Source organism: Rheinheimera tangshanensis, from assembly GCF_014645135.1.
Classification (GTDB): Bacteria; Pseudomonadota; Gammaproteobacteria; order Enterobacterales; family Alteromonadaceae; genus Pararheinheimera; species Pararheinheimera tangshanensis.
Map to the genome: position 1 here is coordinate 149,836 of NZ_BMLH01000005.1, position 14,845 is coordinate 164,680.

Consider the following 14,845-nt stretch of genomic DNA (forward strand, 5'->3'; position numbering starts at 1 on the left):
TACTCCTAACAGCCAATTAACTTGCAGGTGTACTCGATACCATGCTGCCAGTTCAAATTAAAATGAAATAAGAAGGTGTCCATCGTCAGCCACATAATAAGTAGTCCGGCCAACATGCTAATGGGCATACCTATGGAGAAAATATTCAACTGCGGTGCTGTACGGGTGAGTACACCAAAAGCAATATTCACCACCAACATGGCTGTTACAGGCGCCAGCGTAATAGCAAGGGCTGTGGCGATAATCCAGCTGCCAAATTCAGCCACCTGCCAGTATTTATTCACATCCATCCACTGGCCATTGATAGGCAAAGACTCAAAACTGAACACCACCATCTGAAACATAATCAGATGGCCGTCATACACCAAAAATAACAAGGTGGCCAAAATCAGGTAAAACTGACCTATAGCCGGCACGGATACACCGTTAGCGGGATCTGCCATAGCGGCAAAACCTAAGCCGGTTTGAGTGGCCAGAATTTGACCTGCGGTGACAAAAGCCTGGACAAAAATTTGTGAGATGAAGCCTATCGCCAGTCCAATGATAATTTGTTGGATCATCTGCACAACCAGATTCAGCGACATCAGATTGACATCTTTGACTGGCGGCACCACTGGCATAATCATCACGATAAAGGCCGCACAAAAAGCAGCTTTAACCCGGGTAGGAATATTTTTGGCACCAAAAGCCACCATAATAAACATCATGGCGGATACACGGGCGAAAGGCAGCATAAAGTCAGCAATAACCTGAAGTAACTGCTGAAGTGGGTATTCCATCAGCTCACTACCGTGGGAATACTCTGATAAAGCTTCTCGGTGTAATCCATCAGAGTTTGAGTTAACCAATGACCACCGTACATCAAAGCAAGTAATGTCACTATTAAACGAGGTAAGAAGCTTAAGGTTTGTTCGTTGATTGAGGTCGCGGCCTGAAATATAGACACAATAAGGCCCACAATCAGCGAAGGAATGATAGCCACGGAGACAATGAGGATCACCAGCCAAAGCGCATCATTCAATATATCAACAAAAACCTCTGGACTCATGTCCCCACTCCGTAGCTAGTGGCTAAAGTCCCCATGACCAGTAACCAGCCGTCCACTAATACAAACATCATCAACTTAAAAGGCAAAGCAATAATCATAGGGGACAACATCATCATACCCATGGCCATCAAAATACTGGCAACCACCAAGTCAATGATCAAGAAGGGAATAAATATCATAAAACCAATTTGAAAGGCTGTTTTCAGTTCACTGGTGACAAAAGCCGGGATCACCACTGTGATAGGTAAATCGGCAACGTTGTCGACTTTTGGTGTACCCGCAATTTCAGCAAAGGTTTCTAAATCTTTCATTCGGGTTTGATGCAACATAAAGGCTTTCATAGGCTTTATTGCTTCATCAAAAGCCTGAATGGAGGTCATTTGTTCCGCCAGATAAGGCTGCAGAGCTTTTTGATTTACCTCGTCAAACACTGGCGCCATAATAAAAAAAGTCATAAAAATGGTGATACCAATCAGCACCTGGTTCGATGGTGAAGATTGCAAGCCTATAGCCTGTCGTAAGATAGCCAGCACCACGATAATACGAGTGAAACAGGTCATCATAATGACCATAGCAGGGATAAAACTCAGCGCCGTCATTACTGCCAATACTTGCAGCGTCACACTGTAATCCTGCGAACCATCCGGATTAGTAGTGACAGATAAAGCAGACAACGCACCGCCCTGCTGGGCTAACAACTCTGGGGATAACACCAATAAAACAAGCGCAAGTAATGGCCACATATTAAGGTTTCGACTTTTGTTTTTGAAGAAGTGTTTGAAACTGAGCACGCCAGTCTGGCATAGCCACATCATCAACCAGAGGTTGGTCTAATTCAAATAACATATTAATTTGATTGGATGTTACTCCCAGCACTCTTTGTTTGCCTTGCACTTCGATCACTAAAATACGTTCACGCGGCCCCAGCATCACAGAGCTGACAATTTTGATATGACTGGAGCCAGGTAATTTAATCGCCAGCTTTTTATACAACCAGGCCAAACCAAACAATAACCCCAGCACAATAATCAAGGAGCCAAACACATTCATAATGGTCATGGCATTCATACCATTACCTTGTGCGGTTGGGGCAGCAGCCGTTGCCACAGCAACGGTTTCAGCTATAGAAAAGGCAGGACAAAGTGCCATAACAGTAAAGAACACCCGCATTAGCGCAGCTTCTTAATACGTTCAATCTGACTGATCACATCGGTCAGACGAATACCAAATTTGTCGTTCACCACCACGACTTCGCCATGAGCAATTAAGGTACCATTAACCAGTACGTCCAGTGGTTCGCCGGCTAAACGCTCGAGCTCAACAACAGACCCCTGATTCAGTTGCAGCAAATTACGGATACTGATCTTAGCGCGCCCAACTTCCATAGAAATAGTGACAGGAATATCTAAAATCGTATCAAGTTTGCGTTTCTCATCAACGGTCAGTTGAGCTGGTTCTTCTTTTAACTCATCCAGTTCAACAGCAGAAGCGCCGCTATCTCCTTCCGCTTCCGCTAAGGCCGCAGCCCATTCGTCCATGGTATCTTGTTCATTCGCCATGATTATCTCTCTCCACGTTCAGATAAGTTTAGATCCGCTTCCAGTTCACTGATATCTGCATCGCTGTCCAGGCGACGACCGCCTTTGGTGAACACATGCATCTCTGATTTCACGGATTCAGGTCGTTTAATTTTTTCGATGATTTTCAACGCGAGATTATCGCGGGAGCGTCCCATTTTGGCTCTGTAGGTCGGTAAGTCTTCAATCAACACTGTGATATGGTCCGGCATTTCGACCGGAATGATGTCACCGGCTTTCAGGTTCATCAACTGCTCCAGCGTGATATCGACATCCAGCATCTTGGTGGTCAAGTCTACTTTTACATCCATAATTTCGTCACGCAGAGCTTTACTCCAGCGTAAGTCGGTGTCTTCTTTATCACTTTGCACACCGGCATCCAGCAGCTCACGGATAGGTTCTAACATCGAATAAGGTAAAGCCACGTGGAAGTCACCGCCACCGCCGTCCAGTTCAATGTGAAAGGAGCTGATAACCACCACTTCTGTAGGGCTGACGATGTTGGCCATAGCCGGGTTGACTTCAGAATCGAGGTATTCAAAGGACACGTCCATCACCGGAGCCCAGGCTTCTTTATAGTCTTCAAAGATAAGCTTCAGCAGCATCTGAATAATACGACGCTCCGTTGGGGTAAATTCGCGGCCTTCGATTTTGGCGTGATAACGACCATCACCTCCAAAGAAGTTATCCACCAGAATAAACACTAAACGAGCTTCCATCGTAATCAGGCCTGTGCCTTTTAATGGGCGGAATCGCACCATGTTTAAACTGGTTGGAACAAAGAGGGTGTGTACGTATTCACCAAATTTAATCATCTGTACGCCGTTGATAGACACTTCTGCGGTGCGGCGCATCATATTAAATAAGCTGATCCGCATATGACGGGCAAAACGTTCGTTGACCATTTCGAGCGTGGGCATACGACCACGCACGATACGATCCTGAGAGGAGAAGTCGTATTCGGTCGCAGAACGCCCACGACCGTCGCCACTTTCCTCGACCTCTTCTTCTTCGACGTCATCGACACCATGCAGTAGCGCGTCAATTTCGTCCTGGGACAATAAATCAGTCAAGCTGTTGCTCTCTTATTGCATCACAAAGCCAGTGAATAGTACTTCTTCCACTACTTCACTGCCGGCCACGCCAACTAGGGCTTCCTGCACTTCTTTCAGTGCCTTTTTCTTTAAATTCTCTTTGCCTTCTACCGTAATCAACTCTTCGGCATTACTGGTGCTGAAAGTACGTAATAAGGTACTTTCAATCAGAGGGATATGCACTTTGGCTGTTTCTTCATTATTGCTGCCACGCACCAACAGCTGTACTTTAATTTGCACCAGACGATCTTTACTGGCACCTGGTACATTAAAAATAAAAGGCCGTGGCATACTGACATATAAAGCCGAACCTTTGTCTGCTGAGGCATTTGGATCCGCTGCTACTGCAGTTTCAGCTGCACCAGCTTCTGCGGCAACAGGTTCTGCCGGATCACCGGACATCATCAATACCGCAACTACAGCGACTATAGCCAGCAACACTACTGCGCCGATAATGATGATCAGCTTTTTCTTTTTTTCCTGGCCTTCACCAATTTCTAAGTCTTTACCCGCTGCCATTTTTATTCCTTATCCGCTGTGATGAAGTCGTATTATTGACCTTGGCTTTCATCAAAGGCAATCACTAACTGTGCATCTGCCGCTTTTCTGTTCTGCAAAGCACTGTAACTGCAAATACTCAGCTGTACAGTTCTGACCCGAATCTGATTTAGGCGTAATAATCTACAACCCGATCACTAGTCTTTGTTGGTAAAACAACAGGTTCTGTCAGCTCTTCCGACAAGGCTTGTCCATTGCCCGAACCAGTGCCTCCGGCCGTACGGCGCCCCCCGTCCTGGCCTGAAGAAGATTGGTTTTGTTGTTGCACTGAGCCCTGACTCAATTCAATGCCCTGCTGTTGCAGTAGTTCTTTGAGTTTTGGCATTTGTTGTTCCATCAGTTCTTTAGCATTTCCTTGCTGAACCATAAACTGCACTGACATCTGATCCTGCTGCAAACTAATCTTGATCTGCATCGAACCTAATTCAGACGGATCCAGACGAATTTCAGCGGTATGAACCTTATCTTTTACCATCATCAGCATTTTTTCTTTTAATTGATTCGAAGCTTCAGGCTGGATCAGATTGAGTTTTTGTCCCAGCTGGTCAGCTTGTTTCTGGCTCGCCTCAGACACTAATTCACGACCAGACACTGAGATACCTGAGCTGATTTTGTCCAGAGTAGATTTTAGCTGGCTGCTAAAGGAATTTGTCTCTGCCACAACAGCTGCAGAAGTTTTTTGCGGTTCAATCGCGCTCAACAGCGCTTCTGTGGATCCATGCTGCGACGACTCACCAGAAGACGAGGAACTCCCCTGTTCTGCCTGTGCTGTAACTCCTACAGTCTGAAGTTGTTTTAACAGCTCTTCGGTGGTTACTTTAGCTTCTGCGGTAGGGGCTTTGCTCTGCTGCACCGCAGGTGCCAGCAATGCCGCCGCACTTTGAGCCTGTACTGAAGCTTTAGGATCTGTAGCAACAGCAGGCGTAGTCAAGATTTCACTGCCCTTTTCATCACTACTGTCCACTGTCTCATTACTGCTGAGAGTTACAGCTGTGCTAGCTTTTAGTAAGGCTGGAGCTTGCTCTGGCTGAGCCACAGATTTGTTCACCGGGCTGCTCGCTACTAGTACTTCAGCGTTTATTGCACTTTGCTTCTCGGTCTCAGCAGGCTGCATTGTCTGAGTCGTTTTCTCTAAGGCTTTCAGTGGTTTTTCAAGATGAGCCTGAATTTTATTTTGATCAGGTCCTGTGTCTTTTTGCACACCAATATTCGGTTTAGTATCCGCTTTATCTGTTGTTTCAGTTTCTTTATTTTGTGCTGTTCCGGGCTGTGTGAAGGCAGGATCGGCTAACTGTTTTGTCGTTTTGTCAGATGGAGTCGTCAGCTTTAACGCCTTCAGCTCTTCTGATGTCAGCTGCTGCTCTGCGCTTTGCTCTGACAACAGCGTCTTATCAAGCACTACAGGCCCATCTTTTGGTTCTGCGCTTTTCACTTTGGGCAAAGAGGACGTCTCAGTCTCTGACAGCCCGGCAGGTACTAACTTCTCGGTTTTCTGGCTTAATTTCACAGCCTCTAAGTCGTCGTGGTCCATCAAAGCGGAGGCTTTAGTTTCACTGCTTTGTGCTTTGTCCAGGCGCTCCTGCAAACTTTTTGCTTTATCCAATAAGTTTAACCAGTGGGAGTGATCAGCCTCGCTGGCATCACTCTTCATCTTTGCTGTATCAGAGGCTTCAGACTGAAGTTCTTCAGTCTCGTCTGACTCTGACTCTTTGCTGCTCACCGACTTGTCCTGTTTCAGCTCAGCAGCAGTCGTATTCAGCTCTGATGAAGTCTCTTTGCCTTCTTGCATTTCAGAGGCAGTATTCTGCCGTGTTTTAGTCGTGCTTTTTGCAGGCTTTTCCGGAGCTTTGCCATTGACCTCAGCGGCCAGGGTTGCCGCAAAACTTTGATCCGGCTCAGCTACGGTATCATTCGGCTGCGTCGTCTGTGGCTTTGTTGCAGATACCGGCTCAGCGCTTAGCATGGTCATGGATAAAAATTCAGTCATCGGTCACCCCGGGTCCAGATGCAAGTGACTCACTTGCTGCTGTTGTTGTTTTTGCCTGTCTTGAGCAGACAAAAGCTGTTTACACACGTCATAACAAAAAGACATACAAAATACGCGCCATACTTAACTTACTCTGCGGAAAAATTGCTGAGTTGCAATTTCGTCCAGCATTTTTTGCTCCTGCTTATCGGCTTTGCGTTGTATTTCTGCCAACTCACGGTCAATCAGTATTTCCATAGCTTTGCGTTTTTTCTGCATAGCCAACAGTTGCTGTAAACGCTGGTCGGCACTGGCTTTTGCCTGTTGTACATACTGTTGTTGTGCAGTTAAGGCCGCATCCAGCTTGCCGATAAAATTCAGGTATTGGTTAAACTGACGGCTTGCCATCCCCTCCTGACCGCGACTTTGAGTTTGCTGGACGTACTCAATACGGTAATCTGCCAGCCCCTGATACTTCTGCTGCATCGACTGGTAGTTCTGCTGTGCAGCTCTGTACTGCGCCTGAAGTTTGTCTTCTTTTTCCTGTTGGACTTTTACCAACAGCTGAAGTTGTGCCAAAGCCATAACTTATCGTCCTAAATGTGCAGGTAAAAGTTTATCCAGCTGTGTCAGACTTTCGTCATAAGGCACCACCTCTTTCATTTCCTGCTGTAAAAAACCACGGATTTTTGGCATCAGTGTCACTGCGGCATCCAGTTGCGGGTCAGCGCCTTTAACATAAGCACCAATGGAAATTAAATCTTTGCTTTGCTGATAAGAGGCATACAACTGTTTTACAGCGCGGGCCAGCTTTTGATGCTCCATGCTGGTCACAGCCGGCATCACCCGGCTGATGGATTTTTCGATATCAATAGCCGGAAAATGACCGCTGTCAGCGAGCTGACGCGACAAAACTATGTGCCCATCCAAAATAGCGCGGGATGCATCAGCAATAGGATCCTGCAAATCATCGCCTTCAGATAACACAGTATAAAACGCCGTAATAGAGCCCTGACCTGCAGCGCCATTACCTGCTCTTTCGACCAATGCCGGCAATTTGGCAAAGACTGAAGGTGGATAGCCCTTTGTTGCCGGAGGTTCACCGACAGCCAAAGCAATTTCCCGCTGCGCCTGAGCATAACGGGTGATGGAATCAAGCAGCAGTAAAACATCTAAGCCTTGCTCGCGGAAATACTCAGCCACCTGCACTGCGGTCTCACAGCCTTTTAAACGCATTAAAGGTGACACATCGGCAGGAGCCGCAACGACCACCGAACGTTTGCGGCCTTCCTCTCCCAGAATTTCGTCGATAAATTCTTTCACCTCGCGACCCCGTTCCCCCACCAGCCCTACGACTATCACGTCAGCTGCAGTGCCTCGGGTCATCATACCTAGTAATACAGACTTACCTACACCAGAGCCTGCAAACAAGCCCATTCGCTGGCCTTTGCCGACGGTAATAATACTGTTGATAGCACGCACCCCTACATCCAGCGGTGCATGAATAGGCTGACGTTGTAACGGATTAATAGGAGGTTTTTTCGCGCCGCCAAATTCCTGACTTAAAATAGGGCCTTTGCCATCCAGTGGTTTACCTGCACCGTCAATAACCCGCCCCAGCAATGCCATGGTCAAAGGTACGCCTTTAAAATCATTCAAAGGCGTGACCTTAGCGCCAGGCACTACACCGGACACATCATCTTTAGGCATCAGAAAAATACGATCGTTGGCAAAACCCACCACTTCAGCAAATAGCTGACCCGATGCAGTTTCCACATGACAAGTCTGACCTATAGCCGCTGTGCAGCCTGTCGCTTCCAGAGTCAAACCTACGACCCGGACTAAACGCCCCGCCAGATTAGGCCTGCTTTTCTGAATGTGCTGCAGCTGTAGCTTTAAATTGGCAGCTAATTGTGACGACGACATACAACTCCTTAAACAAAGCCCGCGATAACGCAGAACTTAATATTAATCAGGAGAATGCAAGAAATGCTCCAGACTGCTTTGCAATCTGTGTTTAATGCTTCTGTCCATCGAAGAGACTGGAGTTTCCAGCAGACAACCGCCGCGTTCGATAGCCGGATCAGAGCGAAGTTGCCAGTGGCGTTCGGCTAATTGCTCCGCGCTGAAATGCTGCTCAACTATGGCTATATCATCAGGGTGAAGTTTGATCAGTATATGTTCGGTTTGTAGTGGCAATACTGCCGTCGCATCGGACAGGGTTTTTAAGATCACTTGTGGATTAGTTTTACACTCGACTGCTATTACAGCTTCAGCCATCGCCAGGCACAGCTGCAGCAGTTGTTGCTCGACTTGTTGATCAACTTGTAATAGCGGTTGTTGCAGCTGATCCAGCAGAACAGCAAGCTCCAGCTTTTTCTGTTCAATCTCCTCAGTGGCTTGCTCTAAACCTAATTTTTTACCTTCGGCCTGACCATGGGCTAAACCATCCGCTGTGCCTTGTTCACGACCTTCTTCATAACCTTTGGAAAAACCTTCTTCTTTGCCTTGCGCAAAACCTTCATCAAAAGCAGCCTGACGAATTTGTTCAATGTCATCTGCTGTCAGAGGCTTAATTTCCAGTTGTGCCTCTTCTTCGATTTCAACTGCTGCAGCCTGGTGTGACGGCAGCGTTTTGTTCAGCGCATTCGTTTTTCCAACAGGAGCTTTTTTATCAGACTCAAGCTGTGGAGTTGGCCAACGTTTGAGTAACTCCAGTAACTCATCCGTTGGTGCAAAAGGTTGTTTGGTTCGAAAAGGATCCATGGTCATACTACTTTACTCCGGTATCCTGTTACAGGAAGTCTTCACCACCGCCACCACCAAGCATAATCTCTCCTGCATCGGCCAGACGACGGGCTACCGATAAGATATCTTTTTGCGCAGCTTCCACTTCACTGACACGCACAGGTCCCATGGCTTCCAAATCGTCGTTCAACAGTTCGGCAGCACGTTTGGACATGTTTTTCAGGATCTTCTCTTTTAAGTCGGCATCCGCCCCTTTTAAGGCTTTCATCAGTGCATCCTGCTGTACTTCCCGCAAAATGGTCTGAATAGCTCTGTCGTCAACATCGATCAGGTTTTCGAATACAAACATCAGATCCTGAATTTGTTGCGCCATTTCTTCGTCATGTTCACGAATAGCGTCCATCAACTGCCCCTCAACATTGGTATCGAGGTAGTTCATGATATCGGCAGCTGCTTTTAAGCCGCCCATTTTTGCCGCCTGAGCACCAGCTTGACCCGCAAACTGTTTCTCCATAATTTCGTTTAATTCCTGCAGTGCTGCCGGTTGTACTTCTTCCAGGTTGGCAATACGCATAGTTAAATCTAAACGCACTTTTTCCGGGAACTGCGACAGAATTTCGGCTGACTGCTCCGGTTCTAAATAAGACAATACAATGGTCTGGATCTGCGGGTGCTCGTTGCGGATGATATTCGCCACCTGCTTCGAGTCCATCCATTTCAGTGAATCCAGACCTTTGGCACCACCACCCAAAATAATCTGGTCGATGAGGTTCGAAGCTTTTTCTTCGCCTAAAGCAGCGGTTAACGCGCGGCGAATAAAGTCTTCGCTCTGGAAACCTATGGTGCTGAAGTTCTGAATTTGCTCGATAAAGAGCTTGTGCACCGCTGAGATTTTGGCCTGATTCAGATCGTCAATCTGTGCCATCGCCATCCCCACCTTCTGCACTTGCTTTGGCTCAAGGTGTTTTAAGATCTGTGCAGCGTCCTCTTCTGACAAACTCAGCAACAAGATAGCGGCTTTCTCGACGCCATCTAATTTGCCTACGTCAAAGCTCGGCTTGATGTTTTCAACATTACTCATCTTCGGCTAACCAATTTTTAACGACCAGTGAGGACAATTCTGGCTCGTTTGCCACCAGGGCCCGAACCGCTTTTAACAGATCTTCATCACCATGCAAGTCTGGTAACATCAAAGTACCATCAGCAGCAAAACCAACAGACTTCGAATCAAACTCACGAGTTAACATATCAAGCGTATCATCACCCAAATCTAATCCGCTATTTAATGAAGACTCATCATAAGCTTCCTGCGTATCTTCAGGGTAAATCAGTTTCTTCAGCATTGGGCGAACAACAGCCACAATCAACACTATGATGATCAAGGTACCCATGACCAGCTTCAGCATACGGGCAAACCATTCTTGCTCGTAAATAGGTGGTTCGACGGCCTCAGGCAATATATTACGGGCAAAAGGTACTGAGACAACTTCTATAGTATCGCCCCGTTGCACATCAAAACCAATGCCGCCTTGCAATAAACGCCGGATATTAGCGATTTCCGCCTGAGTACGGATCTGCGGTTCAGTGACAGTACCATCAGCCGCAGTGGAACCAGGCAAATAGTCCACAGCCACAGAAACACTGATACGACGAATTAAACCAGACTGCTGGGTGGAATGACTAATAGTAGTATCCAACTCATAGTTACGGGTCATTTCTTTGCTATTGCGACCCGGCACTACAGCTTTACTGGCATCCGCACCTACAGCTTGTTCCGGTATAGCACTATTGAGTGGTGGCTGATTAGTTAAAGCGCCAGGAATACCGCCTAAACCACCGCCCACGCTGTTTTCTTCAATACTCATCTCACTGCGCACTGCAGGCAAATCTGGATTAAAGCGTTTTTGAGTTTGCTCGACAGCAGTGAAATCCATCAGCAAATCAACCTGAGCTGTGTAGTTATCAACCCCCAGCACAGGAATTAAAATAGAGTCAATTTTCTGGCGATACTCTTCCTCACGGGCGCGCTCCATTTCGTATTCTTTACGACTACGCGCTGAAGATGCATCCTGTGAACCACTATTGAGTAACCGACCATTCTGATCTGTCACTGTAACACGGCTAGGTTCAAGCCCTTGCACCGCGGAAGCCACTAAATCCACGATAGAGTCGACTTCACCTTCTTTTAAACTTTTTCCACCTTTTACCGTCACCATCACGGTAGCAGAAGGTTGCTTTTCACGACGGGCGAAAATATTTTCCTTGGGGATAGCCAACAGCACACGGGCAGACGCAATGCTCTGAAATTGCTCAATAGTGCGGGCAAGTTGCTGTTCGCGACTGTGTTTTAATCGTTCCATCTCCAGACGCTGACTGACACCAAAACCGCTGTCCTGCATCAGAATTTCATCGCCTGTGGTTTGTTCTTGCTGCAAACCTGCGCGGGCCAGCTGCAATTTGATAGTCTGGTACTCTTTACCTGATACCATCACCACCTGGCCTTCGAGCTTGTAGTCAATTTTCTGACTATCCAGATAATCCAGAGTCTCAATCAGCTCTTTAGTTTCAAAAGTCCCCAGAGGACGCATGTCAGGTTCACGCGCCCATAAAATAATAAGGACAGCTAATGCAATACAAATGGTTAACGCGACAATCAGACTGATCTGCCGCACCATATCCATGCCACCGCCCATAGAACCCAGGAAGCCGGACTTCTGCTCCTGTTGCACAGGGGTATTACTGCCAAATTCATCTGACGATAGGGTCAGTTCAGTTGAGGTACTCTCTGCCACTTTTTATTCCCCCGCCTTAGACCGGCATCGACATAATTTCTTTGTAGGCTTCCACTAGCTTGGTTCGCACCTGCACTGTGGCTTCAAAAGCTATAGAAGCCTTCTGTCCAGCCAACATAGCTTGAGCCAGCGATACTTTAGGGTCGCCCATTTCAACAGCAGTACTAAGTTGACGACTTTCGCCCTGCAGACCATTTACTTTGTCTAAAGCACCTTTGAGCATGGCGGAAAAATCAGACTGACTGGAATTTTGTTCAGGGATAGCCGGAATCGCTAATTCAGCAGGCACACTCCGGGCTTGTGAAGCGAGGGATTGAAGTTCCTGATAAAGACTGTGACCTTGACCTTGAATGTTCATCTGCTGTGACCTGTCAAAATATTGCTATTACTACGATTAAAGTAGGTAAAGCAGGTATCGTGCCAGAATTAAAACGATTTAAATCAGATGGTTAATAAGTAAAAATGGGGTCAGATCACATTGTTAACCGTTAACAATGTGATCTGACCCCATTTTGAGTCGAAATTAGGCGGGTAATTGAATACCGGATTCACGCATCCGGGCCAATTTGTACCTTAAGGTTCTGGCACTGATGCCTAAACGTTCAGCCACTTCTTTGCGGCTATTGGCACAGGCACGCATAGTTTCCAGAATAATGCGGTGTTCCTGCTCATAGATCTCAGATTTAAATGCACTGACATCAGACTCGCTTGCATAACCCGACGCTGTATCAGGCATGCTGTCCATCATATTCGGCGCAGACTCGAGCAGAATATCAGCTGCACTAATTTGCTCACCATCACAAATGATCAGAGCACGCTGCACTATGTTATCCAGCTCCCGCACGTTACCTGGCCAGTAATGCTGCATCAATTTATGTTGAGCTGCGTAACTTAAGCTGGGCTGTGGCATTCCGGTGCTACGACAATGCCGTTCTAATAAATGCATCGCCAGTGGAACTATGTCAGCGGGACGCTCAGCCAAGGCTGTCCAGGTCAATGGGAAGACGTTCAGGCGATAGTACAAATCTTCGCGGAATTTCCCTTCAGCCACTGCTTGTTTTAAATCTCTGTTGCTGGTGGCAATCACCCGCACATCCAGTTTTATGGTTTTGCGTGCACCTAAACGCTCGACTTCGCGCTCTTGTAGCACACGCAGTAACTTCGCCTGCAGGTTTAAATCCATTTCACTGATTTCATCCAGTAGAATAGTACCTTGCTGAGCTTGTTCAAACTTACCGGGACAAGCCTGAACAGCACCGGTAAAGGCTCCTTTTTCGTAACCAAACAAAGTGGCTTCCAGCATATTTTCCGGAATAGCAGCACAGTTAATGGCTATAAAAGGTCCATCCTGACGACCACTTTGTTGGTGGATATAGCGCGCCAGTACTTCCTTACCAGAGCCACTTGGGCCCAGCACCAGCACATTGGCATCAGAACGAGCCACTTTTGCCGCCAGCTTCACCAGCTGTTTGCCTTGCTCGGAATGTACGACAGGTTCAATAGTCGCGACTTCTGCACCCAAGGCATAACGGCTGACCATATTAATCAGCACTTCAGGTGAAAAAGGCTTCGCCAGATAGTCTACAGCGCCGTGACGGATAGCAACCACAGCGTCATTCACATTGGCGTAGGCTGTCATCATCAACACAGGTAAAGAGGGGTAATTGAGCTTCACGGTTTTGAGTAAATCTAAACCTGACATGGTGCCCATTTGTACGTCACTGATCAGCAAAGACACTTTGTGCTCTTTTAACAGCTGCAAGCCCTGCTCAGCACTTTGGGCTGGCACCACCTGATAATTCGCCAGACTCAGCGTGTCACACAATGCTTCGCGTAAGCCGGCATCATCTTCAACGACCAAAATACTAGTTGTTTGCATAACTTAACTCCTGACCTGCAGTGACAGGCACATAGACGGGAAACAATAATTCAAAACGAGCGCCACCCAACTCTGAAGCACAATAACGGATAGAACCATTGTGCGAGTGAGCAACAGCCTGCACCACGGCTAAACCAAGCCCTGTGCCCTGACTACGAGTGGTAAAAAAGGGTTCAAAAATTTGTTGTTGTAAATGCTCTGGTACACCAGGACCATTATCTTCAACCGCGATCATCACCAGCTGAGGATTTACCTTATCCAGACGGGCCTCGAGCTTCATTACTGCACCCTGACCAATAATTTGCATGCTGTTTTGCAGTAGATTCTGAATAGCACCAGCCAGACTGCGTGGATTACCTAAAATTTGTACATCAGGTTCAGGTAATTGAATGTGGATCTGACTTTGTTGCTGTTCGACCAAAGCTTCAACTCCGACAAAGACATCACTTAACAGACGCTGTAAAGATAAAGGCTCTACCTGCTGCTCACGCCCTGCGCGCGCAAACAACAGCATGTCATTCACCTGCTGCTCTAAATCCACCAGACGGGCCACCAGTTTCTGCTGAAACTGCTCACGTGAGTTTGGATTCAATTTAGGACTGGTTAAGTTCTGGGCGTACAACAAGGCGGAAGATAAAGGGGTTCGAATTTGATGCGCCAGGGATGCCATCATTTTGCCAAGAGTAGATAAACGCTGCAGATGAGCCAGGCGGCTTTGTAACTGGCGAGTTTCCGTCAGATCGGTTAACACAATCAACTGACCAGCTTCAGGTTCAAGGGAACTGATCGCCAGTTTGACTCTGCGTCCATCCAGCAAAGACACTTCCATACCATCATCACTACGGGGACGGAATGAACGCGCTATCACATCCAGCCAGCGCTGCCCGACTAGAGGTTCGCCCAGCATGGAAATAGCCACAGGATTGGCTTCAGCGACGTACCCACGCTCGTCCAGCACTATGACGGCAGTGGGAAGATTGTTGACTAAATGCTGCAGACGGCGGGCCTGACGGGCCGTATGAATGGCGGTTGCAACAGGTGCGGCCGCATCTGGCTGCATTTCTGCTGCAACATAAGCAAAAGCTTTGGCTGTACTCATAACGTCTTCGCAAATGAATTGACACTAGCCTTTCAAATGCACAAGACATGCCACAATTAAACCAGATATAAATCAGATACTTAA

16 protein-coding genes are annotated in these 14,845 nt (G+C 47.2%); all 16 read right to left on the bottom strand.

Annotation, left to right across the window (positions count from 1 at the left end; translation table 11 throughout):
* Positions 1 to 5: 5 nt before the first annotated feature.
* The 16 genes from fliR to IEW88_RS11410 all read right to left on the bottom strand — a co-directional run bounded on the left by fliR (position 6) and on the right by IEW88_RS11410 (position 14,761).
* Entirely contained in the window at positions 6 to 779 is a 774-nt protein-coding gene (gene fliR, locus IEW88_RS11335) for a flagellar biosynthetic protein FliR (RefSeq protein ID WP_053424538.1), read from the bottom strand.
* Positions 779 to 1,048: a flagellar biosynthesis protein FliQ gene (gene fliQ / locus IEW88_RS11340; RefSeq protein WP_053424537.1), complete on the bottom strand. Its 270-nt coding sequence runs from the start codon at positions 1,046 to 1,048 to the stop codon at positions 779 to 781. Before fliQ ends, fliR begins: the two co-directional genes overlap by 1 nt.
* Positions 1,045 to 1,791 carry a flagellar type III secretion system pore protein FliP gene (gene fliP / locus IEW88_RS11345; RefSeq protein WP_053424536.1) on the bottom strand — a complete coding sequence of 249 codons (747 nt, stop codon included), beginning with the start codon at positions 1,789 to 1,791 and terminating at the stop codon, positions 1,045 to 1,047. Before fliP ends, fliQ begins: the two co-directional genes overlap by 4 nt.
* Position 1,792: 1 nt before the next feature.
* Positions 1,793 to 2,197: a flagellar biosynthetic protein FliO gene (gene fliO / locus IEW88_RS11350; protein WP_185148598.1), complete on the bottom strand. Its 405-nt coding sequence runs from the start codon at positions 2,195 to 2,197 to the stop codon at positions 1,793 to 1,795.
* 20 nt (positions 2,198 to 2,217) lie between these two features.
* The gene (fliN, locus tag IEW88_RS11355; protein WP_053424534.1) at positions 2,218 to 2,607 is read right to left on the bottom strand and encodes a flagellar motor switch protein FliN; all 390 of its coding nucleotides are present in this window, start codon (positions 2,605 to 2,607) and stop codon (positions 2,218 to 2,220) included.
* A 2-nt stretch (positions 2,608 to 2,609) separates the two neighbouring features.
* Complete coding sequence (gene fliM, locus IEW88_RS11360; RefSeq protein WP_053424533.1) at positions 2,610 to 3,698, bottom strand: flagellar motor switch protein FliM; 1,089 nt, start codon at positions 3,696 to 3,698, stop codon at positions 2,610 to 2,612.
* A gap of 12 nt (positions 3,699 to 3,710) precedes the next feature.
* On the bottom strand, positions 3,711 to 4,238 hold the full coding sequence (gene fliL / locus IEW88_RS11365; RefSeq protein WP_147904371.1) for a flagellar basal body-associated protein FliL: 528 nt from the start codon (positions 4,236 to 4,238) through the stop codon (positions 3,711 to 3,713).
* Positions 4,239 to 4,386: 148 nt separating this feature from the next.
* On the bottom strand, positions 4,387 to 6,264 hold the full coding sequence (locus tag IEW88_RS11370) for a flagellar hook-length control protein FliK (protein ID WP_147904370.1): 1,878 nt from the start codon (positions 6,262 to 6,264) through the stop codon (positions 4,387 to 4,389).
* A 123-nt stretch (positions 6,265 to 6,387) separates the two neighbouring features.
* On the bottom strand, positions 6,388 to 6,828 hold the full coding sequence (gene fliJ, locus IEW88_RS11375) for a flagellar export protein FliJ (protein WP_147904369.1): 441 nt from the start codon (positions 6,826 to 6,828) through the stop codon (positions 6,388 to 6,390).
* Positions 6,829 to 6,831: 3 nt separating this feature from the next.
* Positions 6,832 to 8,169, bottom strand: coding sequence for a flagellar protein export ATPase FliI (gene fliI / locus IEW88_RS11380; protein ID WP_053424529.1), 1,338 nt, complete (start codon positions 8,167 to 8,169; stop codon positions 6,832 to 6,834).
* 42 nt (positions 8,170 to 8,211) lie between these two features.
* Positions 8,212 to 9,015 carry a flagellar assembly protein FliH gene (gene fliH / locus IEW88_RS11385; protein WP_147904368.1) on the bottom strand — a complete coding sequence of 268 codons (804 nt, stop codon included), beginning with the start codon at positions 9,013 to 9,015 and terminating at the stop codon, positions 8,212 to 8,214.
* Positions 9,016 to 9,037: 22 nt separating this feature from the next.
* Entirely contained in the window at positions 9,038 to 10,072 is a 1,035-nt protein-coding gene (gene fliG, locus IEW88_RS11390; RefSeq protein ID WP_147904367.1) for a flagellar motor switch protein FliG, read from the bottom strand.
* On the bottom strand, positions 10,065 to 11,783 hold the full coding sequence (gene fliF / locus IEW88_RS11395; RefSeq protein WP_053424527.1) for a flagellar basal-body MS-ring/collar protein FliF: 1,719 nt from the start codon (positions 11,781 to 11,783) through the stop codon (positions 10,065 to 10,067). Before fliF ends, fliG begins: the two co-directional genes overlap by 8 nt.
* Positions 11,784 to 11,799: 16 nt before the next feature.
* Complete coding sequence (gene fliE, locus IEW88_RS11400) at positions 11,800 to 12,141, bottom strand: flagellar hook-basal body complex protein FliE (protein WP_185148597.1); 342 nt, start codon at positions 12,139 to 12,141, stop codon at positions 11,800 to 11,802.
* 165 nt (positions 12,142 to 12,306) lie between these two features.
* A complete protein-coding gene (locus IEW88_RS11405) occupies positions 12,307 to 13,662 on the bottom strand; it encodes a sigma-54-dependent transcriptional regulator (protein WP_147904366.1) in 1,356 nt (451 codons plus the stop codon).
* Positions 13,649 to 14,761, bottom strand: a complete 1,113-nt coding sequence (locus IEW88_RS11410; RefSeq protein WP_053424525.1) for a sensor histidine kinase — start codon at positions 14,759 to 14,761, stop codon at positions 13,649 to 13,651. The genes IEW88_RS11405 and IEW88_RS11410 overlap by 14 nt, the downstream gene beginning before the upstream one ends.
* Positions 14,762 to 14,845 lie beyond the last annotated feature (84 nt).

Bases quoted from the DNA above. Each gene is read 5' to 3' on its own strand.
- fliR (WP_053424538.1), bottom strand. From the start codon at position 779: ATGGAATACCCACTTCAGCAGTTACTTCAGGTTATTGCTGACTTTATG.
- fliQ (WP_053424537.1), bottom strand. From the start codon at position 1,048: ATGAGTCCAGAGGTTTTTGTTGATATATTGAATGATGCGCTTTGGCTG.
- fliP (WP_053424536.1), bottom strand. From the start codon at position 1,791: ATGTGGCCATTACTTGCGCTTGTTTTATTGGTGTTATCCCCAGAGTTG.
- fliO (WP_185148598.1), bottom strand. From the start codon at position 2,197: ATGGCACTTTGTCCTGCCTTTTCTATAGCTGAAACCGTTGCTGTGGCA.
- fliN (WP_053424534.1), bottom strand. From the start codon at position 2,607: ATGGCGAATGAACAAGATACCATGGACGAATGGGCTGCGGCCTTAGCG.
- fliL (WP_147904371.1), bottom strand. From the start codon at position 4,238: ATGGCAGCGGGTAAAGACTTAGAAATTGGTGAAGGCCAGGAAAAAAAG.
- IEW88_RS11370 (WP_147904370.1), bottom strand. From the start codon at position 6,264: ATGACTGAATTTTTATCCATGACCATGCTAAGCGCTGAGCCGGTATCT.
- fliJ (WP_147904369.1), bottom strand. From the start codon at position 6,828: ATGGCTTTGGCACAACTTCAGCTGTTGGTAAAAGTCCAACAGGAAAAA.
- fliI (WP_053424529.1), bottom strand. From the start codon at position 8,169: ATGTCGTCGTCACAATTAGCTGCCAATTTAAAGCTACAGCTGCAGCAC.
- fliH (WP_147904368.1), bottom strand. From the start codon at position 9,015: ATGACCATGGATCCTTTTCGAACCAAACAACCTTTTGCACCAACGGAT.
- fliG (WP_147904367.1), bottom strand. From the start codon at position 10,072: ATGAGTAATGTTGAAAACATCAAGCCGAGCTTTGACGTAGGCAAATTA.
- fliE (WP_185148597.1), bottom strand. From the start codon at position 12,141: ATGAACATTCAAGGTCAAGGTCACAGTCTTTATCAGGAACTTCAATCC.
- IEW88_RS11405 (WP_147904366.1), bottom strand. From the start codon at position 13,662: ATGCAAACAACTAGTATTTTGGTCGTTGAAGATGATGCCGGCTTACGC.
- IEW88_RS11410 (WP_053424525.1), bottom strand. From the start codon at position 14,761: ATGAGTACAGCCAAAGCTTTTGCTTATGTTGCAGCAGAAATGCAGCCA.